General features: G+C 68.8%; 24 protein-coding genes, 1 pseudogene and 1 riboswitch. Of the genes and pseudogenes, 10 read left to right on the top strand and 15 right to left on the bottom strand.

The genetic code is table 11. The features are described from left to right. Positions 1-2: 2 nt before the first annotated feature. Positions 3-686 carry a GNAT family N-acetyltransferase gene (locus JF597_RS21115; protein WP_293996921.1) on the bottom strand — a complete coding sequence of 228 codons (684 nt, stop codon included), beginning with the start codon at positions 684-686 and terminating at the stop codon, positions 3-5. Here JF597_RS21115 and JF597_RS21110 point away from each other — a divergent pair. From JF597_RS21110 to JF597_RS21100, 3 genes are all read left to right on the top strand, one after another. Continuing rightward, positions 685-1,485, top strand: a complete 801-nt coding sequence (locus tag JF597_RS21110; protein ID WP_293996919.1) for a MerR family transcriptional regulator — start codon at positions 685-687, stop codon at positions 1,483-1,485. The genes JF597_RS21115 and JF597_RS21110 overlap by 2 nt on opposite strands. Before the next feature lie 47 nt (positions 1,486-1,532). Further along, positions 1,533-1,745 (top strand): EF-hand domain-containing protein, encoded by a 213-nt coding sequence (locus JF597_RS21105; RefSeq protein WP_293996917.1) that lies wholly within the window; start codon positions 1,533-1,535, stop codon positions 1,743-1,745. Positions 1,746-1,818: 73 nt separating this feature from the next. Continuing rightward, positions 1,819-2,616, top strand: a complete 798-nt coding sequence (locus tag JF597_RS21100) for an NAD(P)-binding domain-containing protein (RefSeq protein WP_366916434.1) — start codon at positions 1,819-1,821, stop codon at positions 2,614-2,616. Positions 2,617-2,718: 102 nt separating this feature from the next. Here the strand turns inward: JF597_RS21100 and JF597_RS21095 are convergent, their stop codons facing one another. Then, entirely contained in the window at positions 2,719-3,279 is a 561-nt protein-coding gene (locus JF597_RS21095; RefSeq protein WP_293996915.1) for a glycoside hydrolase family 25 protein, read from the bottom strand. 101 nt (positions 3,280-3,380) lie between these two features. Next, positions 3,381-4,424 (bottom strand): phosphatidylinositol-specific phospholipase C domain-containing protein, encoded by a 1,044-nt coding sequence (locus tag JF597_RS21090; RefSeq protein WP_293996913.1) that lies wholly within the window; start codon positions 4,422-4,424, stop codon positions 3,381-3,383. Positions 4,425-4,592: 168 nt separating this feature from the next. Here JF597_RS21090 and JF597_RS21085 point away from each other — a divergent pair, with 168 nt between their 5' ends. Continuing rightward, the gene (locus JF597_RS21085) at positions 4,593-4,997 is read left to right on the top strand and encodes a hypothetical protein (protein WP_293996911.1); all 405 of its coding nucleotides are present in this window, start codon (positions 4,593-4,595) and stop codon (positions 4,995-4,997) included. A gap of 1,297 nt (positions 4,998-6,294) precedes the next feature. Here the strand turns inward: JF597_RS21085 and JF597_RS21080 are convergent. The 5 genes and pseudogenes from JF597_RS21080 to JF597_RS21060 form a co-directional block, all read right to left on the bottom strand. Next, positions 6,295-6,471: pseudogene (locus JF597_RS21080) on the bottom strand (transposase); the annotation flags it as partial. Positions 6,472-6,656: 185 nt separating this feature from the next. Then, complete coding sequence (locus tag JF597_RS21075) at positions 6,657-8,615, bottom strand: hypothetical protein (protein WP_293996909.1); 1,959 nt, start codon at positions 8,613-8,615, stop codon at positions 6,657-6,659. Beyond that, positions 8,608-9,051 (bottom strand): hypothetical protein, encoded by a 444-nt coding sequence (locus JF597_RS21070; RefSeq protein WP_293996907.1) that lies wholly within the window; start codon positions 9,049-9,051, stop codon positions 8,608-8,610. Before JF597_RS21070 ends, JF597_RS21075 begins: the two co-directional genes overlap by 8 nt. A gap of 235 nt (positions 9,052-9,286) precedes the next feature. Beyond that, on the bottom strand, positions 9,287-9,826 hold the full coding sequence (locus JF597_RS21065; RefSeq protein WP_293996905.1) for a SigE family RNA polymerase sigma factor: 540 nt from the start codon (positions 9,824-9,826) through the stop codon (positions 9,287-9,289). A gap of 327 nt (positions 9,827-10,153) precedes the next feature. After that, entirely contained in the window at positions 10,154-10,585 is a 432-nt protein-coding gene (locus JF597_RS21060; protein WP_293996903.1) for a DUF2690 domain-containing protein, read from the bottom strand. A gap of 481 nt (positions 10,586-11,066) precedes the next feature. Here JF597_RS21060 and JF597_RS21055 point away from each other — a divergent pair, with 481 nt between their 5' ends. Next, the gene (locus tag JF597_RS21055) at positions 11,067-13,001 is read left to right on the top strand and encodes a GTPase domain-containing protein (protein ID WP_366916432.1); all 1,935 of its coding nucleotides are present in this window, start codon (positions 11,067-11,069) and stop codon (positions 12,999-13,001) included. A gap of 706 nt (positions 13,002-13,707) precedes the next feature. Here the strand turns inward: JF597_RS21055 and JF597_RS21050 are convergent. The 7 genes from JF597_RS21050 to gcvT all read right to left on the bottom strand — a co-directional run bounded on the left by JF597_RS21050 (position 13,708) and on the right by gcvT (position 19,747). Next, complete coding sequence (locus JF597_RS21050; protein WP_293996901.1) at positions 13,708-14,127, bottom strand: PIN domain nuclease; 420 nt, start codon at positions 14,125-14,127, stop codon at positions 13,708-13,710. After that, positions 14,127-14,369 (bottom strand): type II toxin-antitoxin system VapB family antitoxin, encoded by a 243-nt coding sequence (locus JF597_RS21045; RefSeq protein WP_293996899.1) that lies wholly within the window; start codon positions 14,367-14,369, stop codon positions 14,127-14,129. The genes JF597_RS21050 and JF597_RS21045 overlap by 1 nt, the downstream gene beginning before the upstream one ends. A gap of 167 nt (positions 14,370-14,536) precedes the next feature. Beyond that, positions 14,537-15,151: a hypothetical protein gene (locus JF597_RS21040; protein ID WP_293996897.1), complete on the bottom strand. Its 615-nt coding sequence runs from the start codon at positions 15,149-15,151 to the stop codon at positions 14,537-14,539. 241 nt (positions 15,152-15,392) lie between these two features. After that, positions 15,393-16,760: an L-serine ammonia-lyase gene (locus JF597_RS21035; RefSeq protein WP_293996895.1), complete on the bottom strand. Its 1,368-nt coding sequence runs from the start codon at positions 16,758-16,760 to the stop codon at positions 15,393-15,395. Positions 16,761-16,816: 56 nt separating this feature from the next. After that, a complete protein-coding gene (glyA, locus tag JF597_RS21030) occupies positions 16,817-18,079 on the bottom strand; it encodes a serine hydroxymethyltransferase (protein WP_293996893.1) in 1,263 nt (420 codons plus the stop codon). Between the two features lie 39 nt (positions 18,080-18,118). Next, a complete protein-coding gene (gene gcvH, locus JF597_RS21025; protein WP_293996891.1) occupies positions 18,119-18,496 on the bottom strand; it encodes a glycine cleavage system protein GcvH in 378 nt (125 codons plus the stop codon). A gap of 123 nt (positions 18,497-18,619) precedes the next feature. Further along, entirely contained in the window at positions 18,620-19,747 is a 1,128-nt protein-coding gene (gcvT, locus tag JF597_RS21020) for a glycine cleavage system aminomethyltransferase GcvT (protein WP_293996890.1), read from the bottom strand. Between the two features lie 158 nt (positions 19,748-19,905). Continuing rightward, positions 19,906-20,003, bottom strand: a riboswitch (glycine riboswitch). A gap of 183 nt (positions 20,004-20,186) precedes the next feature. On the opposite strand from gcvT, the gene JF597_RS21015 reads away from it, so the two are divergent. The 5 genes from JF597_RS21015 (at position 20,187) to JF597_RS20995 (ending at position 25,871) form a co-directional block, all read left to right on the top strand. Continuing rightward, positions 20,187-20,861 (top strand): AAA family ATPase, encoded by a 675-nt coding sequence (locus JF597_RS21015; protein ID WP_293996966.1) that lies wholly within the window; start codon positions 20,187-20,189, stop codon positions 20,859-20,861. Positions 20,862-20,942: 81 nt separating this feature from the next. Beyond that, the gene (locus JF597_RS21010; RefSeq protein ID WP_293996888.1) at positions 20,943-21,734 is read left to right on the top strand and encodes an enhanced serine sensitivity protein SseB; all 792 of its coding nucleotides are present in this window, start codon (positions 20,943-20,945) and stop codon (positions 21,732-21,734) included. 174 nt (positions 21,735-21,908) lie between these two features. Beyond that, complete coding sequence (locus tag JF597_RS21005; RefSeq protein WP_293996886.1) at positions 21,909-22,706, top strand: enhanced serine sensitivity protein SseB C-terminal domain-containing protein; 798 nt, start codon at positions 21,909-21,911, stop codon at positions 22,704-22,706. 356 nt (positions 22,707-23,062) lie between these two features. After that, positions 23,063-24,061: an ABC transporter permease gene (locus JF597_RS21000; protein ID WP_293996884.1), complete on the top strand. Its 999-nt coding sequence runs from the start codon at positions 23,063-23,065 to the stop codon at positions 24,059-24,061. Positions 24,062-24,119: 58 nt separating this feature from the next. Further along, positions 24,120-25,871, top strand: a complete 1,752-nt coding sequence (locus tag JF597_RS20995) for an ABC transporter substrate-binding protein (RefSeq protein ID WP_293996882.1) — start codon at positions 24,120-24,122, stop codon at positions 25,869-25,871. Positions 25,872-25,931 lie beyond the last annotated feature (60 nt).

The following is a 25,931-nucleotide window of genomic DNA, read 5'->3' as shown; positions in this document are numbered from 1 at the left end:
GGTCAGGCCTTGAGCAGCAGCGCCTCGGCGCCCACCGGCACATAGCCGGCCGCCTGGAACGCCCGGACGCTGCGGGCGTTCCCCGGCGCGACCTGCGCCCACAGGGGCTCGTCCGCGAGCTGCCGGGCGGCGGCCACCAGGGCCCGGCCCAGCCCCCGCTGCCGTCCCCCCTCGTCCACCTCCACCGAGACCTCAAGACGTCCCGCGACCCCCCGGCCGAGCACCACCACCCCGCCGTCCGCCGCCCAGGCGCGCACCTCCTCGCGCCGGTTGCGGGCGTAGGCGACCCGGGAGTGGTCCGGCCCGGTGAGCTCGGTCAGCGGGAGATCCGGGCGGCCGGGCAGCGGGCCGGCCACCAGCAGCGCGTCGATCGTCTCCTGCTCGCGGCCGGTGCGGTCCATCAGGGCGGTGAGGAAGCGCGCGTTCATCGTCGCGCACAGGGGATCGCAGGGGACCGCGCGCAGGGTGTCGTACACCCACCCGGGGTCCTCGTCGACGAAGACGACCGAGTGGGCGGTGAAGGAGAGGACCCCGGCGTCCCGCGGGGAGGGCTGCGGCACGACCGTCGTACGGCCGTCGGGCGGCGGGAAGACCCCCCGGGCCGCCGCGTCCAGTATGTCCCGCAGGGTCTCTGTCACCGTGCTCCTTGAGTCTCCACCCACTGGAAGGCCCACACTCGCAGACATGATCGACGACGGCACCGGACTTTTCACCATCGGCGAGCCGGCGAAGGCCACTGGGCTGACCGTGCGCACCATCCGCTACTGGTCCGACGAGGGCGTGCTCACCCCGGTGACCCGCTCCGCGGGCGGCTTCCGGCTCTACGACGCCGAGTCGTTCGCCCGCCTGGAGCTGATCCGCACCCTGCGCGAGCTGGGCCTCGGGCACGTGTGTGCAGTGCTCTCCGGTGAGCAGACCGTGGCCGAGGTCGCGGCCGCGCACGTGGCGGCGCTGGACGCCCAGATCCTCCCCCAGAGGGGGGACCCCCACCTCAAGGTGACCCGTGCGGTGCTGTCGACCGTGGCGCGACGCGGTTCCGATGCGGAGGAGATGACGCTCATGAACAGGCTGGCACGGCTGTCGGCAGCCGAACGGAAGCGGATCATGGAGGAGTTCGTGGCCGAGCTGTTCCAGGGGCTCGACACCGTGGACCCGGCCATCGAGGACCGGATGCGCTCCATCGCCGTGGACCTGCCGGAGGACCCCACCCCGGAGCAGGCGGACGCCTGGGTGGAGCTGGCCGAGATGGTCCAGGACCCGGAGTTCCGGGCGCAGATGCGGCAGGTGGTCGCGTTCAACGCGGCGGACGGCGACCGCTCCCTCGCCCCCGGGCGGGCCACCTGGTTTCCCATGCGGCTGGTGCAGCTCGGCGCGGAGGCCCGCGAACGGGGAATCGCCCCCGAGTCGCCCGAGGCGGAGGCGATCGTACGCCGTGAGGAGTTCGCCTGGGTGGTCGCCGCACTGCGGGCCCGCGCGGCCGGTTAATCTGACCTCCGTCAACAGGCAGTAAAGCGTACGAAGGGGCGGATCCGGTGGCGGACATCGAGGAAGCACGTAAGCAGTTCGAGCGGATCGATACGGACGGTGACGGCGTCATCACCGCGGCCGAGTTCAAGACCGCCCTGGCCCAGGGGGGCGACTGGAACGTCACCGAGACGGTCGCCGAGGCCGTCATCAAGACCCGTGACCTCAACGGCGACAAGGTCCTGTCGTTCGACGAGTTCTGGGCCTACCTGAGCCAGTGACCCGAGGGGGGCGGCCGGCTCCGGGAGCCGGCCGCCCCCCTTCTCATACCCCGGCCTCGACGGGCTTGCCGACCTGGTCGCCGGTGAGGACGTCGGCCGTTCGCGGGCTCTCACCCGTCTGGCCCAGCAGCGGAATAGGTCACGCACCCCCGAGGTTGTCGCCGCCGACAGTACGTATGCAAGTGCATGGACTTTCGAAAGGCGTGTCATGAAGATCGGCATCATCGGCGCGGGCAACATCGGCGGCAACCTCACCCGGCGGCTGACCGCCCTCGGCCACGACGTGTCCGTGGCGAACTCGCGGGGCCCCGAGACGCTCGCCGGGCTGGCCGCGGAGACGGGAGCGACGGCGGTACGGGCCGAGGAGGCGGCGCGCGGTGCGCAGGTCGTGGTGGTCACGGTCCCGGTGAAGGCGGTCCCGGACCTGCCGTCCGGTCTCCTGGACGGCGCCGCGGAGAACGTCGCGGTGATCGACACCAACAACTACTACCCGCGGGAGCGGGACGGCCGGATCGCCGGCATCGAGGACGAGGGCATCACGGAGAGCCGGTGGACCGAGCGGCAGATCGGCCACGCCGTGATCAAGGCGTTCAACGGCACCTTCGCCCAGGACATCCTGGACCGCGGCCGCCCCGCCGGTGACCCCGACCGCCAGGCCCTCCCGGTCTCCGGCGACGACGAGGCCGCCAAGCGGGTCGTCCGCGCCCTGATCGACGAGCTCGGCTTCGACACGGTCGACAACGGCGGCATCGACGACTCCTGGCGCCAGCAGCCGGGCACCCCGGTGTACGGCCTGCGGGCGAACGCCGAGGGGGTCCGCAAGGCCCTGGCGGAGGCGTCCCCGGAGCGCACGGAGGACTTCCGCGGCTGACGGCGCCGCGGGTCAGTGGGCCTGTGGGGCAGCGGACCTGCGGGTCTGCGGGGGTGGCCGACGGTGGGATCGGACCGGGGAGCCCGGTCCCGCCGCCGCTGCTCAGTCCTCCTTCGACGCCCAGGCCTTGAGGGCGGCCTTGTCGGCGAAGTCCGCCACGTTCTTGTCGTGCGGGTTGCTGGTGTACTGGTGAAAACGCCAGTCGGCCTTGATGCGGGGGTGGCCGGCGCTGACGTAGTCGGCGATCCAGAGGCCGTCACCGGCGTACGAGGTGGTGTCGATGTTCAGCCAGAAGTCCCGGTTGGTGTAGAGGATCACCCGGTGGCTGGGCCGAAGCGCCTTCACCTTGCGGATGAAGGAGTCCTTCTCGGCGTTGCTCGCGTGGGTGCCGTCGCCGGTGGTCTCCCAGTCGACGGCGAGGATCTCGCCCGCCTTCTCGGGGGCGTGCTGGACGAAGTACTCGGCCTGGGCGGTGAGGTTGCCGGGCCAGAGGAAGTGGTAGAAGCCGACGACCAGTCCGGCGTCGCGGCCGGTCTTGGTCTGGGCGGCGAGTTTGGGGTTGAGGTACGAACGGCCCTCCGTCGCCTTGATGAAGACGAAGGAGAGGCCGTCCGTGTCGTAGGCCGATGGCTGGTACGCGCTCACGTCGATTCCGTGCAGCATGTGCGGGGACTCCCTGGGTGCCAGTGGGGTGACACGAATTGCAACTGCGTAGGTCGTATGCCCCGACACGCCGAGAGCGATCCGCGAGGGTGCGTGTTTTGTCAGCCGCGGGCCGCCACTTCGCCGAGCACGGCCGCCGACTTCGTCGACCAGTCGGAGGTGATGATGCTGGCGTGGTCCGCGGCGAGCAGCGCCAGCCGGGCGGCGACCTCGGCGTCCGTCGGAGCGGTCGAGGAGATCGCCGGTGAGACGTTGTAGGCGTCCGTCATGATCAGGATGTAGTGGTTCGCGGCGTAGAACGACGTGTCGTAGCCGTTGTTCACGTACGTCGCCGCGTCGCCGTCGAAGAACACGAACCAGGGCTGGATCGAGGCGTCGTACCTGCTGGTCCGGGGATCCCCGTTCGCGGCGCCCAGTACCGCCGGGAAGGCCTGGGCCTGGGAGATGTTCCCGGCCGCGTACAGGTCGCGCAGGTGGTCGCCGTACTCCTCGTCCGTCCAGTAGTGGTCGAACGGGTTGGCCTCCTCCACCGTGCCCGGGATCAGTTCGAAGATGAACTTGCCCTTGAGCTGGTCACGGGTGGGCCAGGCGTCGGCCTTGGCGGCGGCGTCGAGAGTGGAGTACGAGGAGCCGAGCAGGTCGGCCGGCTTGTACACACTGCTGCCGAGCTTCTGGGAGACGAGCGTGTCGAACGCGCCGGGGCCGAGGCCGATGGTCTGGTTGAACCCGACCTTCATCTCGACCTTGACGACGACGGGCGCGTGGTCCGGGTGCAACTGCTCCCAGGCCGCCATGTTGTCGAGGCAGCTGCCGAGGTCCTGGCTGGTGGCCTGGCTGTACAACTGGCCTGGGGCGTTGGCGTGTTCGCAGTTGTTGTCGTCTCCCCACGGGTTGCTGTGGCTGACCCGCCACCGCTTGCTGATGCTGTCGACGTACACGTCCAGCTCCAGCAGCGAGGCGCCGGAGTCCAGGGCCTGCGCCCAGTAGGTGTACTTGTCCTTCTCGTACGCGTTGTGCGTGCCGATGGAGGTGGTCTCGGAGAACTTCGCCGCGCTCAGGTCCGTGTCCGCGTGCGCGGCGGAGCCCGCCATCACGAACAGGGCCCCGGCACCCACGACCGCCGCCAGCCGTCTCAGTACACGCATGACCCAACTCCCTTGGGTTGGTGGTGAGTTGGCGGCAGCGTAGAAGCAAGTGGTTACTGAGCGGTAGCCCCTGGGGGAACATCGGCCTCCGGGACGTCGTCCGTGTCCCCAGAACGGGTGAGTGGCCGTAGTCTCCCCGGGGCGGGAAGGCTCCGCGGGTGCCGACGAATGGAGCCCTCCGAGCCCTCCGTGCGACTCAACGCCCGTGTGTGCCAGGAAACGGACTCGCCGATCGGCCTGGCGTACGACCTCCTCGACCACCGTGCCGGTGACCGCCCGCAGCTGGGCCTGGCGCAGGCCGCCCCGCAGTACCCGGCCGCGCCCGAAGCGGTCGCCCATGCTGCCGCCGTCGCCCGGGACGCCCGCGGCGCGGACTGCGTCGAGATCGCCGGTCTGCCGAAGCTGCGGAAGGCGTTCGCGGCCGAGCTCAGCGGCGCCTACCGGGGGGCGGTGCGTACCGAGCACGTCGTCGTCACCGCGGGCTGGCGGGGATGCCGTCCCCGTTGGCGTCCGGGGTGCCGACCGTCGGTCCGACTGCATACGCCCACGCGGGTCCTGCCTTCCGCGCTCTGATGACCGAGGGCATGACGGCGGGGGGAATCGAGGTCCCCGAGAGCTGGCGGGCGTGATTTCCGCTGAGCCCCGTCACCTTCTTCGTGGCCTCGCAACACAGGCCGCGTTGAGCTGCTCGTCGGAGTCGGCGCTGTCGTGGGAACCTGCTGTGAGGGATGTCGCTGGTGAGGCGAGCTCCACGCTCAGGCCTGGGTGGTGCTGCATGCAGCGATGCGGCATGGAACCGTTCGTGAGGCGCTGAGCTTGGCCGGCGTTGGTGGGGCTCGGGCCGCGGGCGGCCCAGGAGCTGCCGGGGAAGAGGAGTTGGCGGACCGGTTACGCACGGCCGCGGCCCTCCCCTTTCCGCGCCCGCTCGCGGTCGATCTGGAGATACGCGCCGTGCTGTTGGAGGGCGCCTTCGCCGAGCCGGCGTCCACCGGCGAACTGGAGCCTGGGCCCGGGGCTCAGGAAGCGGACGGCAATGGCTGTATGTGCTGGCTCTGGGTTCCCCGGTCAGGCACGGGACAAGGAGTTGTTCATCGACGGACTCGCGACTGCCTGCGGATTGCTTTCCTGCTACCGGTTCCGCGAGTTCGGGATTTGCTCTGGCAGGGAAACCCTGGGGACTTTTCGAGGACTTTCCGCCGCCTAAGCAGGTAAGGCCCCGACAGCACAGAAAGAAACGAACGCGCTGGTCAGGGCCCCTTCCTCTAGCACTCTGATGTTCACCGCCAGCCCCCCGCGCGCCGTCTCCTTGTACGTGACGTACATGTGGACGGTTATTGATCATGGGGTTGACCTGCAGTTTTGGCATGCCCAGGCTTGTCTTGAATCACGTCTGGGACTTTTTGGGACTTCTTGTCGAGAGCTGATTGCAACGTATCCCGCTGCGTGAGGCACCTGCGGGGTTGGGCAGTTGATGCTCGGGCGGCAAGCGATGGCTTCGGCGAGCCCCGCACTCGTCATGCGTAGGTCTCGGGTTCGGATCCCGAAAGCGGCTCCATGTCGAACCCCGGGGCGGGCCTCTGGCTTGGGGTTTCTCGGTTTCGTTGACCTTGGAATTCGGGCCAATCGGGCACGTGTGGCCTATGCATCGCAATGCGTAGGTCTGAGGTTTGCAGCCAGTGGCGGTTCTGCTCTGTAGGGCTGTGAGCTGGCCTTTTGTCTCTTGCGGTCGCTCTCCATCGGGCTGTTCGGATTGGCATGGTGGCCATGTGGTGGCCGAGCGTGCAGACGGGCTCCGGGACTACCGCGAGATTGGTGGTTCACGGGGGAACGATGGTCGTGGCATCCCGGCAGTGGGTGCGTGCTCCTGGCTCAGCAAATTCCGGGCGTAATGGGTGCGGCATCGCTGCCAGGAGGCTCCGGGCAGCGTGGCGCCGATCGCGTTGACCAGGCCGGTGTGCGCGTCGGAGATGACCAGCTGGACGCCGGACAGGCCGCGGGCGATCAGCGAGCGCAGGAAGGCGAGCCAGCCGGCGCCGTCCTCGTTCGACGCGGGCGTGGATCTTGCCCCGCTTGCCTTCAACACCCCAGCCATATAGCGGAGATGCCCTGTTCACGGCCTTCTGCAAAGCGTTTTGGGCGATGGCGCCGCCGGTGGGAGCGTAAGTGAGCGCGCCGGGGGTCGTGAGTGTTGAAAGGGATCTTGAGGGAGATGCGAGTTGCGTGAGCCTGAACTCAGTTCTGCTCGCTGCTGTCCCTCACCAACCACCTTTGGAACTCGATGTGCCGGAACTGGTACGACCTGCCGGCGACGCGCAGGAGTCCGGCGTGATGAGCCCAGTCCAGGAAGCGGGCCAGCCGGAACGGCAGGCGCTTGCGTGCCGCACAGACACCCAGGACGAGCAGGTAGCGCACCGTCGCCTGCGAGGCGATGAAGACGGTGGCCAAGGAGACCGCGAACGCGGTCGCGGGGTAGGGCAACAAGAGCACCAAGGCGACACAGGTCACGAGGGAGGCCAGGGTGAGAACGGCGTCCCGGCGCAGTGGGTCGCGAGGCCGGACGGCATCCGCGGTGTCGGCGTAGTCGATGCCCCTCGCGGCGGCGGTACCCAGGGAGATGGCCACTGCGAAGAACAAGCCGCTGGCCAGAACGCCGCCGCCGTAGAGGGCTGGTGCGAACCACCATGCCGGTGGTGGGCCGAGCAGGAGATTGGCGGTCCCCAGAACGAGGAGCAGGGGCAGGCCCATGAGCCCTCCGAAGGCCAGTCCGTACCCGAAATTCTTACCGATCGTGTCGCGTGGCTCAGCCGAAGCTGTCCTGGTCCACAACCGTCCCAGAGTCAGCTCCATCGGCCGCTCATCGGCCATGCACCGGCCCCCGGGCAGGAGAAGGATGAAAAGCTGGGCCCCGGCGGCAAGCACCAGGTCACGGACGTCCCAACTCCTCGCCCGTAGACAGGTGAGAAGGTACACCGATTCGGCCAGGGACACTCCCAGGACGTAGTGCAGGGAGTTCAGCAGACGGGGCCCGGCCATCGATGACAGTTGATGAAGATTGATGTCCGTGGCGGACCCGCCCTGTCTGCACTGTTGCAGTAAGTGCTCTGCCAACCGGGTCAGCCACAGGGACGTATGGTGTGCTTCGTAGCCCCGGCGCGGCATGGCGTCTACGGACGCGGGGATGAAGCGGGCCAACAGCAGACGGTCGGCGTCTGCTTCGTCCCGGCAGGTGAGCAGCTCAGCCGGGTCTACCCCGCCTCGATAGACAGTGGTGGCCAGAGACAGTCGCCAGGGAGTCGACAGGATGTGCATCAGCCGGTGCGAGTCGGCGTCGATGACCCGCGCCCATGCTGCCTTCTCCACCGGTGGCCGGCAGGCCAGTTTTGCTTCGAGGTACTCGCGGACGCGTTGCGGTTCGAGCGTGTCGATCTGCACCGTGGTGGCCTTGACTAAACCGCCGTTGTGCTCCGTGACCCGGGCATAGTGGAGGTCGCGGCAGGTGAGGACCATGGGAGCGGGTCCCTGACCGTCGTGGTAGCGATTGAGTTGCTCCACCGCGGCCGCCGCGCGCGTGCCGTGCTCAGGGCTGACGTCCAGTTCGTCGAGTCCGTCCAGGACTGGCGTGATCAGGCGGCTGGTCACCAGCGCTCTGGCGACCCGGCGGCGCACCCGGTAGTTCTCGGTGATCCGGCGGGCGAGCCACTGCTCGAAGGGGACTTCAGGATCCCACCCGGACAGACCGATCCGGACCGGCACGGCGGCCCCTGAGGGGCGGCGGTCCAGGAGCCGGAGGGTCAGTTCCACCGTGAGTACGGTCTTCCCGGCCCCTGCCGCACCGGTGATCACAAGACGCTTATGCGGAGCAGCCCGGTACACGTCGGCGATGGTGTCCAACGTGCCGCGCAGTTCACCGGTCGAGCTGCGAAACGAGACCAGCTTCCCGTCGAAGGAAAGATCCGCGGCGGCCCCTTCCACCCCCAGCAGTCCCAGCCTCGTCGACCGCTCGGCGGCCTCGACCTTGTCGGCCAGAGAGTCCGCCAGCCGTTCCAGCCGGGTGGGCGAAACGACGTTGTTGAAGATGTTGAAGATATTGGTCTGCGGGCCTGACCCCGTGTTCACCGCACCGTTGATCGTGGTTCGGTCGAAGCTGGTGTGGAATTGTGCAGAACGGCCGTGATTCCGGTCGTCACTCATGAGCGCTCGGGTCGCTTCTCGTTCCGTAGGTGAGGCCGTACGTGATCTGAGCCCCCGAACCGGTGTTGACCGGGCCGTTGATGGTGGTGTCCCGGAAGTGGGTCTCGGCTTGATTCCGGTCCGCTGGGCCGGCCAACTCGTCCAGAACAGCGCGGAGGTCATGGGCGGCACCAGGGTCGCTGGCCAGCAGCAGGCGAAGTCGGGAGCGCCACTGGGCCTCCAGGCCGTCGACGGTCGTTGGGTCCATCGCCTGACGAGCTGCTACCAGAGTGTTTCTGGAGCGTTCCAGTTCCTCGTCCACGTCCGTGCTCTGATTTCCGAAGAGGGCTGCGAAGCGGCGGCGTACCTGCTGCCAGCCGTCCGTGACCATCAGCCCGATCAAGGTCGTCGCACCTGAGGAAGCGAGCGCCGTTAATTCGGCGTCCATCTGTCCCACCGCCTCTGCTCGTTCACGAATGAGATCGTGCCGTGCCGGCCTACGCAACGCAAGGCGCTCGGGGCGAGGACCGACAGCTCATCGTGGCGCCGTGTCGAGAGACAGGTTGCCTCGCGCCGACGTCGGCCACCAGCCGTGAACTCCCACTTCCGGCAGACGGTTCTGTCGTAGGCATCGTTCAGAGCCATGGCCGCTGCCAATAGAAACTGTCATCCTCCTGGCGGCAGGCCGTTGTTCATCGATGTCCCGTGGCTGATGCGGATGCAGCGTCGGGGTCGCGGCGTGCGATGTCCTGACGGAGTCGGGTGAGCGCGCGGTGCAGTGTGCTCTTGACCGTTCCGGGGGCCATGCCGAGCGTGGCGGCGGTCTCGTCCGTGGTCATCTGCTCGCAGTACCGGAGCACGACGACGCTGCGCTGGTTGGGGGCCAGACTCTTCAGGGCGTCCGTCAGCAGGGCCCTGTCGGCGTGTTGGTCGCTGCAGTCCTGGACGAGTGCCTCGGGTATGTGTGCAGTCGGAACTTCTTTCAATTTCTGTGCCCGCCACCACTCGGTGCGCGTGTTGATCATGACACGGCGCAGGTAGGCGTCGGCGAGTCGTTTGTCGGCGATGCGTTCCCACTGGCGGTAAGTGCGCAAGAGCGCGATCTGCAAGAGGTCCTGGGCGTCGAGCGGGTCGCCGACCAAGCGCCGGGCGCTGCGCAGTAAAGCGTCGTGCCGGGTACGGACGTAGTCCTCGAATTCCAGCACCATGGCGCGATGCTTGCCGGGGTTCATGCGTGGGGCTCCTCACGCGCCGCACTGCATGGCGCGCTCGGGTTGTTCACGGCGGCCGACCTGCCCGATCTTGGTGCGCTTTTTGTGCCGTTTGGCAGGGCGGCCTTTCCGTCCGGACGGAGCAGCCCGTCTGCCGCACCAGGTGACTGGCTGGACCGCAGCTCAGGCGTACTGCTGGGCGTGTCGGCTGCAGGAGACGGATCCGCACCGCTGACGAGCGGTGGGTAACGTCCTGGCTGTCGCGCCGGGCTGCCGGCCGCTCCCCTCGCGTCGGCCAGCAGACCAGCCCCACCGTGCGCTCTGGTGCGGGTTCGGCAGCGGTTGTGCTCAGTAAGAGCTGGTTTGAGCGCAGCCCAAACCGTCAGGCGGGCAGATCACGGCGAAGGATTTGTAACCAGCGTCGTTGATCATTCCGGTCCAGGTGTGCGCCCCGTAGGTCGCCCAGTCCTCGCTGTGCAGGCTTCCACCATCCCGGTAGACCACGATGCGGGTCTTGTAGGGAGCGCTCCAGGTCTCGGCCCACGTGGCACGGCAGGAAGGGCTGTAGTACAGGTACACCACGGAACCGTCGCTGTCCTTGGCGCCCGGCAGGGGCCGGATTGCGTCTCCGGCGCAGGTGGTCTTGTACGGGTTGAGGTGGTTGCAGCTGGAGGCGTAGCAGGAGATGCGCGCCGCCTCGGCTGTTCCCGAGCTGGCGACCATGCCGCCGGCTGCGATGGCGGTAGCCGCCACAGCTGACGCGACCCGTCGCATGTTCATGGACGTTTTCCTTTCTGCGGTAGCCGCCTGCCTGCAGCAGCAAGGCACAATCGGCAGCATCCGGTGAATTGCGAGGTGGTTCGCCCCGCTGGCACGACAGTTCCGGTCGGGGGATTGAATGGGGAGCCGCTTCCGCCACCCTGATCAATGGCCGCACCGCAGGTCATGGGGCAGCCGGGGGCGCTGACCGAAGAGCGCGCCTTTGGTTTGCCCTTCAGCGGCGGGCGCGCGTAGCTTCTGCGGCCACAGCGCCGCATCCACGGGGGAGGCGGGACGAGCAGGGGGCCGTCGATGGCGGGACGTCCAGAAAGCCCACTGGATCCGAGTGCCGGGCCGGTTGCGCAGTTCGCGTTGCAGTTACGCAAACTGCGTGCGGAGGCCGGGAGTCCGACGTATCGGGTGATGGCGCAGCGGGGGGGGGCAGGGGGCGAGCACGCTGCCGCAGGCTGCTGGTGGTGAGCGGCTGCCGACCCTGCTCGTCGTGCTGGCCTACGTGAAGGCGTGCGGTGGTGATCCGGAGGAGTGGGAGGAGCGGTGGCTTCAGGCGGCCGCTGCAGTAGCGGCGGAACCCCGCACTGAGGAGGATGCCGAGCCTCCGTACCGGGGTTTGGCCCGCTTCGAACCTGGCGACGCCGATCTGTTTTTCGGCCGCGACGAGCTCACCGACCGCCTGCTTGAGTTGACCCATTCCCTCCGGTTCACTGCTGTGTTCGGCCCTTCGGGCAGTGGCAAGTCCTCTCTGCTGCGCGCTGGCCTCATCCCATGCCTGCGCAGCCCCGAGGCGACCGGTCCGCGGCCTACCTCCGTGCGCATTCTCACGCCCGGGGAGCATCCTCTGTGCGTCCATGATCGACGGCTGATACCGAAGGACGCCGACGGCGACACGTGGCTGATCATCGACCAGTTCGAGGAGCTCTACACACTCTGCACCGACGGAGCCGAACGCAATCAGTTCATCGACCGAATCCTGGCCGCCACCGACCCGGCAAGCCGACTGCGCGTCGTCATCGCCGTGCGGGCCGATTTCCTAGGTCGCTGCGCCGAACATCCCGCCCTCACCGCTGCGTTACAGGATGGCACCGTGCTGGCCGGCCCAATGAGCCGCGACGAGTTGCGCCAGGCCATCACCAAACCCGCCCAGGCGGCGGGGATGATCGTGGAACGAGAACTGACCGCTGGCATCCTCGACGAGGTCGAAGACGAACCCGGCGCCCTGCCCCTGATGTCCCACGCCTTGCTGGAGACCTGGCGTCGCCGCAAAGGTCGAGCCCTCACCCTGGAGGCGTATCAGGCAGTCGGCGGTCTCAACGGTGCCATCGCCCGCACCGCCGAAGACGTCCACTCCCGTCTGACCCAGTCGCAGGCTGACCTCGTGCGCCGCATCATGCTGCGCCTGATCACCCCGGGCGAAGGGACTCCCGATACCCGACGGCCCGCTCCTCGCACGGAACTCGACTTCGGTGACCCCAACGGCACGGCCAAGGTCCTCGAACACCTCGCCCGCGCCCGCCCGCTCACCCTTGAACAGGACACCGTCGACCTGGCCCACGAAGCTCTGATCGCCGCGTGGCCCCGGCTACAGGCATGGATCAACGAAGCGCGCGACCGCCTGCGTCTTCACCGTCAGCTCACCGAAGCCGCACGGACGTGGGACGACCTCGACCGTGACCCGGGCGCGTTGTATCGCGATACCCGGCTCACCGCAGCCGAAGACACCTTCCTCCGCACAGACGCCGAGAGCGACCTCACGGCTCTGGAGCGGGAGTTCCTCGTCTTCAGTACCACGGCTCGCCGTCGCGAAGAAGAAGCAGCCGGCCGCACTACCCGGCGCCTGCGCCAGTTCGCTCTGGCCTTGTCGATCCTGCTCGTCCTCGCCCTTACCGCGGGACTGATCGCGTGGCAGCAATACCGGCTCAGCGAGCAGCAGCGGCACCAGGCGCTCACCGCACAGCGGATGGCCGTATCCCGCCAACTAGCCGCAGAGTCCGACGGTCTCATCGGGGCCAAGCGGCGACGGGCAAGCTGCGCGTACGTAGTACTTGCCGCCGCAGCTGTTCTGCTGGTACTCGCCGACGCCAAGGATCCCAAGGGCCTCATGGAGGTCGTCGCTGTCGTCGGCGGCAGGGGCCAGGAGCTCTACCGGGATGTCATCGGGAGCCAGCCACGCCAGCGTGGACAGGACGGAGACTGTGAGGGGGGTGCGCTCGGTGAGGGCGCTGATCGTCTGGCTCCAGATCCGGGCGATGGTGCGCTCTGGGTCGACGCCGTCGGGAGCCGTGTCCAACTTGCCGACCAGCCTTCCGCGATAGCTCTCGACGCCGATCCTCGGGTTCTGTGCGAGGTAGGCGCCGGCCTGCTCCAGCGCGAGGGGAGCTGCCCGAGGTCAGCGGCGGGGGCCCGGGTCTCCTGCATCTGACGGGGGGACGGCGGAGTCCACCGAACACGTGTCGGCAGAGGAGCTTGCCCGCTGCGGCCAGGTCGAGTACGTCCAGGGCGAGCGTCGCGACCGAGGTCGACCATCCGGCTGCCCGTCGGCTGGTGGCGATGACGTAGCCGTCCGGCGCGCCGATGTAGGGTCGCAGTTCGGCCGGGTCCTCGACGTTGTCGAAGACCAGCAGCCAACCTGGTTGCCACTGCAGCCACATCATCGCCCAGGCGGCACGTTCCTCGGTGGACGCGCTGCCGGCCCATGCGGGGATCAGGCGCAGAGCGAGGTCGGCCGGCGTCTGCTCGATGCGGTCGGGCGAACCGGCGGCGATCCACCACGCCACGGTGTGGTAGCGACGGTTCCTGTGGGCATACGCGAGCGCGAGAGTACTCTTCCCGACGCCGCCGAGGATGACAGCCGATTGTTCCCCGCCGCTTTCGGGTGCGGGCCCGGGGGAGACTGCCGCACCGACGACCTGCTGCGTGCACTCATCTCAGTCCCCTCTCCGGGCCAGCCGGATGTCTCGCTCTCCAGCACGCAGCGTATGGCGTTCCCCACGACGGGTCAGTATGGGCCGGGCTGCGGCGGCGGGCGGTGGCCTGGAGTCTGGGCCTCCGGCACTCACGCGATCGCCGATGTCGAGGCACGGCACGCTCCCTGTAGGAGCCAGTGGTCTCAATTGCGGTCTCACCGTTCAGCGGTCGGCGATGCCTGGTGTCACGACCCACTCGGTGGGTTGGCCGGTGAGGGAGGCGATCATGTCGAAGTCGCCGTCGTAGTGGAGGACGGTCAGCCGGTTCAGCTCCGCTGTGGCGGCGATGAGAAGGTCGGGGAGTGACAGTGCCCGGTGGAAGCCTGCGTTGAGAGCGTGGCGCTGGACCTCCAGGGCGCGAGTGAAAGTGTGGTCGTCACTGTGCAGGTAGTCGAAGGCGTGCAGCCAGGTACTGATTCGCGTTGCCTCGGCGGCGTCCCGGGCCGAGTGGATCATCTCGTATTCGGTGGGTTGGCAGACCGAGAGCAAGTAGCGCTCGTGGAGGGGCTTGAGTACCTCTCTGACGCCGGGTTTTGTCCAGCGCGCCAGAGCGGACTTGTCGATCAGGTAGCGGTCCTGCATCAGGCGGCTCGGCCACCTTCGCGCTTAAGGGTTCCGTCGGCGTTCCGGGGGCCGGTGCTCTCGATGATCTCGCTGAAGTCGAAGTCGCCGGCGTCCATGGCGTCGAAGCCCTCCTGTCGCAGGTGCCGTTTGACGGCGTCCTCCATGGCGAGGCGTACGGCCTGGGCTTTTGTCTTGGTGCCGAAGATGCGCATGGCCTCGGCGACCATGGTCTCGTCGAGGTCGATTACTGTCCTCGCCATACTGGCCTCCTCGCGTGATTAGAACCACCAAATGATATCAGATTTGCACGAGAAGCGATATCGTATGGCGTGCCCTGGCGGGGTCCGTCATGGCGGTCGTGGAACCTGGCCGGCCTCCTGGGGGCGAGCGGCCGAAGATGTCGATGTGCCGCGGGTGGGGTTGGCCATCAGGTGAGCACCGCTTCTACGGCGGGGCGGACGACGGAGAGAGCGTCCAACTCGCCTGCGATGTGCTGGAGTTCGCTGACCCCGCCGCGTCCGCTCCGGCGCAGGTAGCGGCCAAGCGCGGACAGGGCGAGGGTCTCGCCGAGGCGGCTGCGGTGGCGCATCGCATCGACGACGCTGCGGGCTGCGTTGTACATGGGGATGCTCTCTCCCGGGGCTGCTTCGAACCGTTCGATACCGAGGCCGAAGGTCTTCACGGCGTACTGCGCCACCACGGTCGGCGGGTAGGAAATCGTCGGGCGGCGTGTACCGCGCGGCACGGCGATGTGTACTGCTGCGGGGATATCGTCGATCAGCTCATGCAGGGCCAGGGCGGATTCACCGCACACGACGGCGCGAGGGGCCCGTGCGCAAACGGCCAGCAGATCCGCGTGCGCGGTCTCCGGGGCGTCTGCTCGCCGGTACACCCCACGGGACAGTTCGTCTATCTCCGCTTCCGTGACCAAGTTCGCCAGATCGCGAGGGGAGAGCAGGGCCTGACGTGCTTGCGCGGTCGTGAATGTGGGGGAGAGGGCGGCTAGCCGCTGTTCCAGGCGCGAGCTTTCCGCAGCGTCCATGTATCGAATGGCACCCCTCAGGTGGACCCAGGGGATCGATTTAATACGTCCAGTGGTGGGTGGGCGCTGTATCCGGCGTTGATCACATACCGCGAACCCGCAGGTCAAGAGCCCCTTCCATGGGAACTTCCTGGGACTTTCACGCCTGTCTCAGGGGCATTTCGGGGACTTTCCGCTGCGTAAGCAGAGAAGGCTCCGACAGCACCGAAAGAAACGAAAGCGCTGGTCAGGGCCTGTATCCTCAGCACTCGATGATGTTCACCGCCAGCCCGCCGCGGGCCGTCTCCTTGTACTTGACGCTCATGTCGGCGCCCGTGTCCTTCATGGTCTTGATGACCTTGTCCAGGGACACCTTGTGGGAGCCGTCGCCGCGCATGGCCATGCGGGCCGCGGTGACCGCCTTGACCGCGGCCATGCCGTTGCGTTCGATGCAGGGGATCTGGACCAGGCCGCCGACCGGGTCGCAGGTGAGGCCGAGATTGTGCTCCATGCCGATCTCGGCCGCGTTCTCGACCTGTTCGGGGGAGCCGCCGAGGACCTCGGCGAGCGCGCCCGCCGCCATCGAGCAGGCCGAGCCGACCTCGCCCTGGCAGCCGACCTCGGCGCCGGAGATGGACGCGTTCTCCTTGAAGAGCATGCCGATCGCGCCGGCGGCGAGGAGGAAGCGGACCACCCCGTCCTCGTCGGCGCCCGGGACGAAGTTGATGTAGTAGTGCAGGACCGCCGGGATGATGCCCGCCGCGCCGTTCGTGGGGGCGGTGACCACCCGGCCGCCGGCCGCGTTCTCCTCGTTCACGGCCATCGCGTAGAGCGTGATCCACTCCATCGCGTGCGCCAGCGGGTCGCCCTCGGCGCGCAGTTGGCGCGCGGTCACGGCGGCCCGGCGCTTCACCCGGAGCCCGCCCGGCAGGATGCCCTCCCGGGACATGCCGCGGGAGACGCACGCCTGCATCACCCGCCAGATGTCCAGCAGGCCCTCGCGGATCTCCTCCTCGGTGCGCCAGGCCCGCTCGTTCTCCAGCATCAGCGCGGAGATCGACAGACCCGTGTCCTTCGTCAGGCGCAGCAGCTCGTCGCCCGTGCGGAAGGGGTACTTCAGGACCGTGTCGTCCAGCACGATGCGGTCCGCGCCGACCGCGTCCTCGTCGACGACGAACCCGCCGCCGACCGAGTAGTACGTCTTGGAGAGGAGTTCGGCCCCGGACGCGTCGTAGGCCCAGAGGGTCATGCCGTTCGCGTGGTAGGGGAGCGCCTTGCGGCGGTGGAGCTTCAGGTCGTCGTCGAAGGAGAACGGGATCTCGTGCTCGCCGAGCAGGGACAGGCGCTTCGTGGCCTTGATCGTCTCGATGCGGTCGTCGGCGGTCTCCACGTCCACCGTCCGTGGCGAGGAGCCCTCCAGGCCGAGCAGCACCGCCTTGGGGGTGCCGTGGCCGTGGCCGGTCGCGCCGAGGGAGCCGTACAGCTCGGAGCGTATCGAGGCGACGGACTCCAGCAGGTCCTCGTTGCGCAGGCGGCGGGCGAACATCCGGGCCGCGCGCATCGGGCCGACGGTGTGGGAGCTCGACGGGCCGATGCCGATCGAGAACAGGTCGAAGACCGAGATGGCCACGGGAACTCCTCCAGAGAGGGCGGGGGCACACGCCGTCGGGTGCCCCCACCAGGGAACTACTTGTTCAGACCGGGGTAAAGCGGGTGCTTCGCCGTCAGCGCCTCGACCCGGGTCTTCAGGGCCGCCGCGTCGTAGGACGGCTTCAGCGTCTCGGCGATCACGTCCGCGACCTCGGCGAAGTCCTCGGCCGTGAAGCCGCGGGTGGCCAGCGCCGGGGTGCCGATCCGCAGGCCCGAGGTGACCATCGGCGGCCGCGGGTCGTTCGGGACGGCGTTGCGGTTGACCGTGATGCCGACCTCGTGGAGCCGGTCCTCGGCCTGCTGCCCGTCCAGCTCGGACTCACGCAGGTCGACGAGGATCAGGTGGACGTCCGTGCCGCCGGACAGGACGTTCACGCCGGCCTCGCGGGCGTCGGCGGCGGTGAGCCGCTCCGCCAGGATGCGCGCACCCTCCACCGTACGACGCTGGCGCTCCTTGAAGTCCTCCGAGGCGGCGACCTTGAAGGAGACCGCCTTCGCCGCGATCACGTGCTCCAGGGGACCGCCCTGGAAGCCCGGGAAGACGGACGAGTTCAGCTTCTTCGCGAAGGCCTGGCGGGCCAGGATGATGCCGCCGCGCGGACCGCCGAGGGTCTTGTGGGTGGTGGAGGTGACCACGTCCGCGTAGGGGACCGGGTTCGGGTGCAGACCCGCCGCGACCAGGCCCGCGAAGTGGGCCATGTCGACCCACAGGTAGGCCTCGACCTCGTCGGCGATCCGGCGGAACTCCGCGAAGTCCAGCTGCCGCGGGTACGCCGACCAGCCCGCGATGATCACCTTCGGGCGGTGCTCCTTGGCGAGCCGCTCCACCTCGGCCATGTCGACGAGACCGGAGTCGTCCACGTGGTACGCGACCACGTCGAACTGCTTGCCGGAGAAGTTCAGCCGCATGCCGTGGGTCAGGTGGCCGCCGTGGGCGAGGTCCAGGCCCAGGATGGTGTCGCCGGGCTGGGCCAGCGCGAACAGGGCCGCCTGGTTGGCGGAGGCACCGGAGTGCGGCTGCACGTTGGCGTACTCGGCGCCGAACAGCTCCTTCACCCGGTCGATGGCGATCTGCTCGGTGACGTCGACGTGCTCGCAGCCGCCGTAGTAGCGGCGCCCCGGGTAACCCTCGGCGTACTTGTTGGTGAGGACCGAGCCCTGCGCCTCCATGACCGCGAGCGGAGCGAAGTTCTCCGAGGCGATCATCTCCAGGGTGGACTGCTGGCGCGCCAGCTCGGCGTCGACCGCGGCGGCTACCTCGGGGTCGAGCTCGTGCAGGGGCGTGTTCAGAACGGACATCTGTTTCTACGACTCCTAGGCCGGGGTCTGCGGCGGCTCTCAGCCGGCAATGAAGGCGGTGTACTCGTCGGCCGAGAGCAGGTCGCCCGGCTCGTCCGTGACGCGCACCTTGAACAGCCAGCCGCCCTCGAAGGGGGCCGAGTTCACCAGGGACGGGTCGTCGACGACGTCCTCGTTGACCGCGGTGATCTCACCGGTGACCGGCGCGTACAGGTCGGACACCGACTTGGTCGACTCCAGCTCGCCGCAGGACTCGCCCGCGGTCACCGTGTCGCCGACCGCCGGGAGCTGGACGAAGACGACGTCACCGAGCGCGTTGGCCGCGTGCTCCGTGATGCCGACCGTCGCCACGCCGTCCTCGGCGGCCGTCAGCCACTCGTGCTCCTTGCTGTAACGCAGCTGCTGGGGGTTGCTCATGGCCTGAATTCTCCTGTACGCGGGGGAGTGCTGGTGGATGGGGGACTGCTGGGAACGCGCGTGACCAGCGGCGATGTGCGCCAGGTCACGCCCGGTGGCTGGTGCCGACGCCGGTTGCGGCGATCACTTCCGGCGCTTGTAGAACGGCAGCGGCACGACCTCGTACGGCTCGTGACTGCCCCGGATGTCCACGCCGACGCCCGCCGTGCCCGGCGCCGAGTGCGCGGCGTCGACGTACGCCATGGCGATCGGCCTGCCCAGGGTGGGGGAGGGGGCGCCCGAGGTGACCTCGCCGATCACCTCGCCGCCGGCGACCACCGGGTACCCGGCGCGCGGCACCCGGCGGCCCTCGGCCACCAGGCCGACGAGCACCCGCGGCGGGTTCTGCTCCGCCCGGGCGGCGGCCTCGGCGAGCGTCGCGCGCCCCACGAAGTCGCCCTCCTTCTCGAACTTCACCACCCGGCCGAGCCCGGCGTCGAAGGGGGTGAGCGAGGTGGTGAGCTCATGCCCGTACAGCGGCATGCCCGCCTCCAGCCGCAGCGTGTCCCGGCAGGACAGACCGCACGGCACCAGGCCCACCGGGGAGCCCGCCTTCGTCAGCGCCTGCCACAGCTCCACCGCGTGCTCCGGCTTCACGAACAGCTCGAAGCCGTCCTCGCCGGTGTAGCCGGTGCGCGCGATCAGCGCCGGGACGCCGGCGACGGTGCCGGGCAGCCCGGCGTAGTACTTCAGCCCGTCCAGGTCGGCGTCGGTGAGGGAGGCGAGGATGCCCGGGGACTCCGGGCCCTGGACGGCGATCAGCGCGTACGCGTCCCGGTCGTCGCGGACCTCGGCGTCGAAGCCGGCGGAGCGTTCCACGAGCGCGTCGAGGACGACCTGGGCGTTGGAGGCGTTGGCGACGACCATGTACTCGGCCTCGGCCAGCCGGTAGACGATCAGGTCGTCCAGGATGCCGCCGTCGGCACGGCAGATCATGGTGTAGCGGGCCCGGCCCACGCCGACGGAGGAGATGTTGCCGACCAGGGCGTGGTCGAGCAGGGCGGCGGCCCGGGGGCCGGTCACGGTGATCTCGCCCATGTGGGAGAGGTCGAAGAGCCCGGCCCTGGTCCGTACGGCGACGTGCTCGTCGCGCTCGGAGCCGTAGCGCAGGGGCATGTCCCAGCCGGCGAAGTCGGTCATGGTCGCGCCGAGCGAGCGGTGCAGGGCATCGAGCGCGGTACGGCGGGGTGCGGCGGAATCGGTACTGCTCATCGGTCGGTCGTCTCCCGGAGGTCCCAAGGGCATGACAGGCGAGGGCTGTCCTCCCCATCTGTCATCGGAACCTGAGAGGTTCGCCCTGACCACGGATGTGACCACGGCTTGCACCTTGGGTGGAGCCACTGACACAGCGGCCCGCTTTTCAGATGTGCCTCGCCCGCGCGGTAACGGGGCCTGAGAGATTCAAGGGAGGGACTTGCTCCTTCGGCGCCCCAGCGAAGACGGCTGGGGACTCTCCCGCGCGGATTCAAGCGGCCGGTATGCAGTTGGCGCGGACATCATTGCACGCCGCCCGGGGCCGTGGCAGGCCGGACCTGGCCCTCCGTTCTGTGACGGGCCTGTGGCAGTACGCGAACCGAACCGCGAGACGCCGTGCATTACCTTCTCTTTACGTTAAGTGGGGAGAACCTTTCCTGAACCCCCAGGGAGGACGATCACGGTGACAAGGACCACGGCATACGCGACGACGACGGGCATCGCCGTGCCCCGGCAGCCGGCGGCCCCGGCCCGCGACCGGTGCGGCGAGCTCCCCGCACCGGTCGTCCGCGACCTGCGCGACCGTGCCGGGCACAGTCCGTACGGCCTGCTCTTCGGCCCCCGTGACCTGGTCGTGGTCACCGGGCTGCCCGGCAGCGGCAAGTCCACCCTGATGCACCGCACCGTCCAGGGCATCCGCATCGACTCCCAGGACACCCGCGACCGGTGGGACGCCCGCCTGGCCCGTCTCCTGCCGTACGCCGTCTACCGCCCGCTGGTCCGCCTCGCCCACTACGCCGGGCTGCGCCGGGCCCTGCGCGCCGGCGAGGGCGTGGTCGTGCACGACTGCGGGACCCAGGCCTGGGTGCGCGACTGGCTGGCCCGGGAGGCCCGCCGCCGCGGTGGCACCCTGCACCTGCTGCTCCTCGACGTCACGCCGGGCACGGCACTGGACGGCCAGCGCGAGCGCGGCCGGCGCGTCTCCCGGTACGCCTTCCTCCGCCACCGCCGGGCGGCCGGGCGGTTGCTGCGCGCGGCGGAGAAGGGGAGCCTGCCCGAGGGCGTCGGCTCGGCGGTCCTCCTCGACCGGGACGCGGCGGACGTACTGCGCCGGATCGCCTTCGCGGCCTGAATCGGCTGGTGGGGTGGCTTTGTCGGTGTCACCCGCTAGCCTTTCCAGCCTCAGCAGTGGTTTCCAGCAGGCGGTAGGCAGATGGACTTCCCGGCGGACATTCCCGCGGACTTCCCGGCACAGGCACACCCCCACCCGCACGGCGGGTGGCCCGGCAACGAACTGGAGGAGGTCCTGTCGGCCTCCCTCGGCGTGCCCGCGGCGGCGGGCCGGCTCATCGAGGTACTGGGCCGGAGTTTCCTGTGGATCCCGCTGCCCGAGGGTGGCGGCCCGCACAGCGGCCCGCTGGACCTGCCCACGACGGAGATCGCGGGCCAGGTGTACGTGCCGGTCTTCAGCTCCGAGGAGCAGTTCCGCCTGGTGGCCGGCTCCCACCTCTCGTACACGATCGCCCCGGCGGTCGAGTTCGCCCGCGGGCTGCCCCCGCAGGTCGGCATCGCCGTGAACCCCGGGGGAGTCGTCGGGGTCCCGCTGCCGCCCGAGGCGGTCGCCCAGCTCTGCCGGGCCGGCCGTAGCGAACTGGACGGCCCCGCCTCCGGCGGCCGGGTCCGCCTCTTCGAACCGGACTGGCAGGACGACCCGATGGACTTCCTGGCCGCGGCGTCGGCGGAGTTCGCGGCGATCGGCGTGGTCGCCTCGGCCCGCCGCTGCCTCGCCGCGATCGAGACGGCCGACCCGGTGATGTTCGTGGGCGTCGAACTCTCCCAGTGGGAGGGCGACCTGCGCGCCCTGCCCCTGGAGGCCCTGGGCAAGGCATTGGGCCGGGTCCCGGTGTCGTGGCCGGTGAACCTGGTCCTGCTGGACGTCGCGGACGACCCGGTCGGCCACTGGATGCGGGAGAACGTCCGCCCCTTCTACCAGTACGGCCACTAGAAACGCCCCCAGGGCAGCCGGCCAAGGGGCGCGGGGCTGTACTCGTTTGCGGCTCCGCCGCGTGGGCGCGACCGGCCACCGCGAAGCCGCACCCGCGCACGGACAATCGGCCCTGCCCCTTGGGCGCATAAGCTGTCTCCGAACGCGGGGCACCAGATGAAGGGGCGGTAACACGTGAGCGCCAGCGGCACCGCGGCGACCGGACAGGTCGAGCACATGCTGCGCCAGGTAACCCCCGGGCGCTACGACGCCTACGAGGCACTCCTCCGCGCCCTCGCCACCCCCTCCTCCGGCCAGATCTGGATGCTGCTCTGGCACGGCCAGGCCGGCTCCCCCGACGCCCAGTACGGGAACATGGAGGTCGACGGCCACGGCTACGCCCCCTGCGTGACCTCGGCCCAGGAGCTCTCCGCGAGCGGCTGGAACCGCTCGTACGAGGTGGTCGACGGCATCGATGTGGCCCGCACGCTCTACCCCGACCACTTCGGCCTCTGGCTCAACCCGCACGCCCCCGGCGGCGGCGTCGGCATCCCCTGGCTGGACCTGCGCCGCATCGCCACCGGCCTGGACCGCCAGCCGGCCGGCCCGCTCCGGCTCACCGAACCGGCCATCGAGATCCCGCAGTTCTACGCCCTGCTCACGCAGAACGCCCACCGCACCCCCGCGGTCCGCTCGCTGCGCCGCGCCTGGGTGCAGCCGGCCCTCGGGGCGCCGTACCTCGCGATCGGCCTGGACGTGTACGACACCTCGCCGCCGGCCGTGGACTCGGTGCGCGGGATGATGCAGCAGTCGATCGGGGCGGTGCCGGACGGGCTGCCGGTGTCGACGGTCGCGATGACCGACGAGTACGACCCGGTCGTGATGTGGATGCGGGCGACGGCACGCCCGTTCTACGACCGCGAGGCCCACGCGGCGCTGCCGCCGGCCCCGGCGACGGGGTACGGGTACCCGCCGGCCCAGGGCGGTTACTGACGCGACGGGGCGCCCACCCTGCGGGCCGACCGGGAGGGTTCACAAGATTTACGTAACGAACACATTTCTCCGCGCGTAGATGGCGGCGGAACGTTCCGTTCCGGCCGAATTGGGCGTTCTGTCCCAACTGGCCCGTGTCCGAGGGGCGTTACCCACTGTTCGGATAACGGAATCCCTCGGACTGCATCACGGTTGCGCATACTTTCTCCGCCAGATCTGGCGGGTGATCGCGACGACGCTGAAGACTCGCGAGTCAGACATGAGGTCGGTTTAAACCTCATGATCGAGCAAGTCGACAAAGCCGCAATCCGCGGCTGGCGTAGGCCGGTCACCGCCGGCGAGAGGGGTCGCTCACCGTGACCGCACCGATCGAGACCACCGGGGCGGCAGCCGAGGCACAGCCGGAGGCTGTACTGGAGGGTGCCGGTAAGGGGCAGATCGAGGGTCGTTCCCTCGGGCAGATCGCCTGGACCCGGTTCAAGAAGGACAGGGTCGCCGTGGCCGGCGGCATCGTTGTCGTTCTGCTGATTCTCGTCGCGATCCTCGCCCGCCCCATCCAGGCCCTGTTCGGTCTCGACCCCAACGCCTTCCACCAGGAGCTGATCGACGCCAACACCTCGCTGCCCAACGGCGGCTGGGGCGGCATGAGCCTCGATCACCCGCTGGGCGTGGACCCGAAGTTCGGCCGTGACATCGCCACCCGGGTCCTGGAGGGCTCTTGGGTGTCGCTGGTGGTCGCCTTCGGCTCGACGATCCTGTCCAACGTGATCGGCGCGATCATGGGCGTCGTCGCGGGCTACTACGGCGGCCGTGTCGACTCGGTCATCAGCCGGCTGATGGACACCTTCCTGGCCTTCCCCCTCCTGCTGTTCGCCATCGCCATCTCCGCCACCCTCCAGGGCGGCGCGTTCGGCCTCAACGGACTGCCGCTGCACCTCAGCGTGCTCATCTTCGTCATCGGCTTCTTCAACTGGCCCTACCTCGGCCGCATCGTGCGCGGCCAGACCCTGGCCCTGCGGGAGCGCGAGTTCGTCGACGCCTCCCGCGGCATGGGCGCCAAGGGCCCGTACATCCTGTTCCGCGAGCTGATGCCCAACCTGGTCGGCCCGATCATCGTCTACTCGACGCTGCTGATCCCGACCAACATCCTCTTCGAGGCGTCCCTCAGCTTCCTCGGTGTGGGTATCCAGCCCCCGCAGGCGTCCTGGGGCGGCATGCTCCGCGAAGCGGTGACGTACTACCAGGTCGATCCCGAGTACATGATCGTGCCCGGCCTTGCCATCTTCGTGACCGTGCTGGCGTTCAACCTGCTCGGTGACGGTCTCCGCGACGCTCTCGACCCGCGCAGCCGCTGACGCCTGCTGTCACCGAGAGCCCGAAAAGTTTCCGACAATGGAGGGGAACCCACCCATCATGCGAAGGTCAGCGCTGGCCGCGATCGCGGCCATCGGCTCCGCCACCCTGCTGGTTGCAGGGTGCAGCAAGGCCGATGACAACAAGGATGGCAACGGCGGCAGCTCCGCCGCGGCCAACGCGGCTACCAAGGGTGTCGTCAACGCGTCCGACAAGAAGGGCGGCACGGTCACCTACGAGCTGTCCGACGTCCCGGACTCGTTCGACCCCGGTAACACGTACTACGCGTACATGTACAACTTCAGCCGGCTGTACGCCCGCCCGCTGATGACGTTCCAGCCCGGCCCCGGTTCCAAGGGCAACACCCTGGTCCCGGACCTCGCCGCGAGCAAGGGCGTCCCGAGCGACGGCGGCAAGACCTGGACGTACAAGCTGCGTTCGGGCCTGAAGTACCAGGACGGCACGGCGATCACGTCCAAGGACGTCAAGTACGCCGTCGAGCGTTCCAACTTCGCGCGTGACGTGCTCTCCCTCGGCCCGAACTACTTCCAGCAGTTCCTGGTCGGCGGCGACAAGTACAAGGGTCCCTACAAGGACAAGAGCGCCAAGGGCCTCTCGTCCATCGAGACCCCGGACGACACCACGATCGTCTTCCACCTGAAGTCGGCCTTCCAGGAGTTCGACTACCTGGTCTCGGCCCCGCAGACGGCCCCGGTCCCGCAGGCCAAGGACAACGGCGTCGACTACGTCAAGAACATCGTGTCCTCGGGCTCGTACCAGTTCCAGAGCTACCAGGACGGCAAGCAGGCCGTGCTGGTCCGCAACAAGAACTGGGACCCGAAGACCGACCCGCTGCGCAAGCAGCTGCCGGACAAGATCGTCGTCAACCTGAAGGTCAACGCCGAGACGATCGACAAGGACGTCCTGGCCGGCGACGCGATCGACCTCGGCGGATCGGGTGTCCAGGCCGCCACGCAGGCCCAGGTGCTCACCGACGCCGGCAAGAAGGCCAACACGGACAACACCTACGGTGGCCGTCTGGTCTACATGGCGATCAACACCAAGCTGAAGCCGTTCGACAACGTCGCCTGCCGCAAGGCCGTCGAGTACGCGATCGACAAGGTCTCGGTCCAGACCGCCGAGGGCGGCCCGATCCGCGGTGACATCGCCACCACGGTGCTGCCCCCGGACATCCCGGGCTACGCCAAGGCGGACGTCTACGCCACCACCGGCAACAAGGGCGACGTGGCCAAGGCCAAGGAGCAGTTGAAGGCCTGCGGCAAGACGTCGATCAACACCAACATCACGGCGCGGTCCGACCGTCAGCCGGAGATCGACGCCGCCACGGCGATCATCGCCTCGCTGAAGAAGGTCGGCATCAACGCCACCCTCAAGCAGTACCCGTCGGGCAAGTACTTCACCGACTACGCGGGTGTCCCGAAGTTCGACAACAAGCAGAACGTCGGCCTGATGATGATGCAGTGGGGTGCCGACTGGCCGTCCGGCTACGGCTTCCTGCAGCAGATCCTGAACGGCCAGGCGATCAGCCAGTCCGGTAACACCAACCTGTCGCAGTACGACAACAAGACCGTCAACGACCTGCTGGCCAAGGCGATCGGTACCCAGGACGACACCGAGCGCAACAGCATCTACAAGCAGATCGACGCGCAGACCATGGACGACGCCGCCCTGGTGCCGTTGACCTACTTCAAGGTCCTGCTGGCCCGCCCGACCACCTTCACCAACCTGGTCTCCACGGCGGCCTTCAGCGGTCAGTACGACTACCTCAACATCGGCGTCGCGTCGAAGTAGCAGCCCCGGAAGGCAGGTGAAGGCATTGGTGCCCGCGGGCCGATTGGCCCGCGGGCACCA

Source organism: Streptomyces sp. (assembly GCF_019510245.1).
Classification (GTDB): Bacteria; Actinomycetota; Actinomycetes; order Streptomycetales; family Streptomycetaceae; genus Streptomyces.
This window is presented reverse-complemented; position numbering and strand designations above follow the sequence as displayed.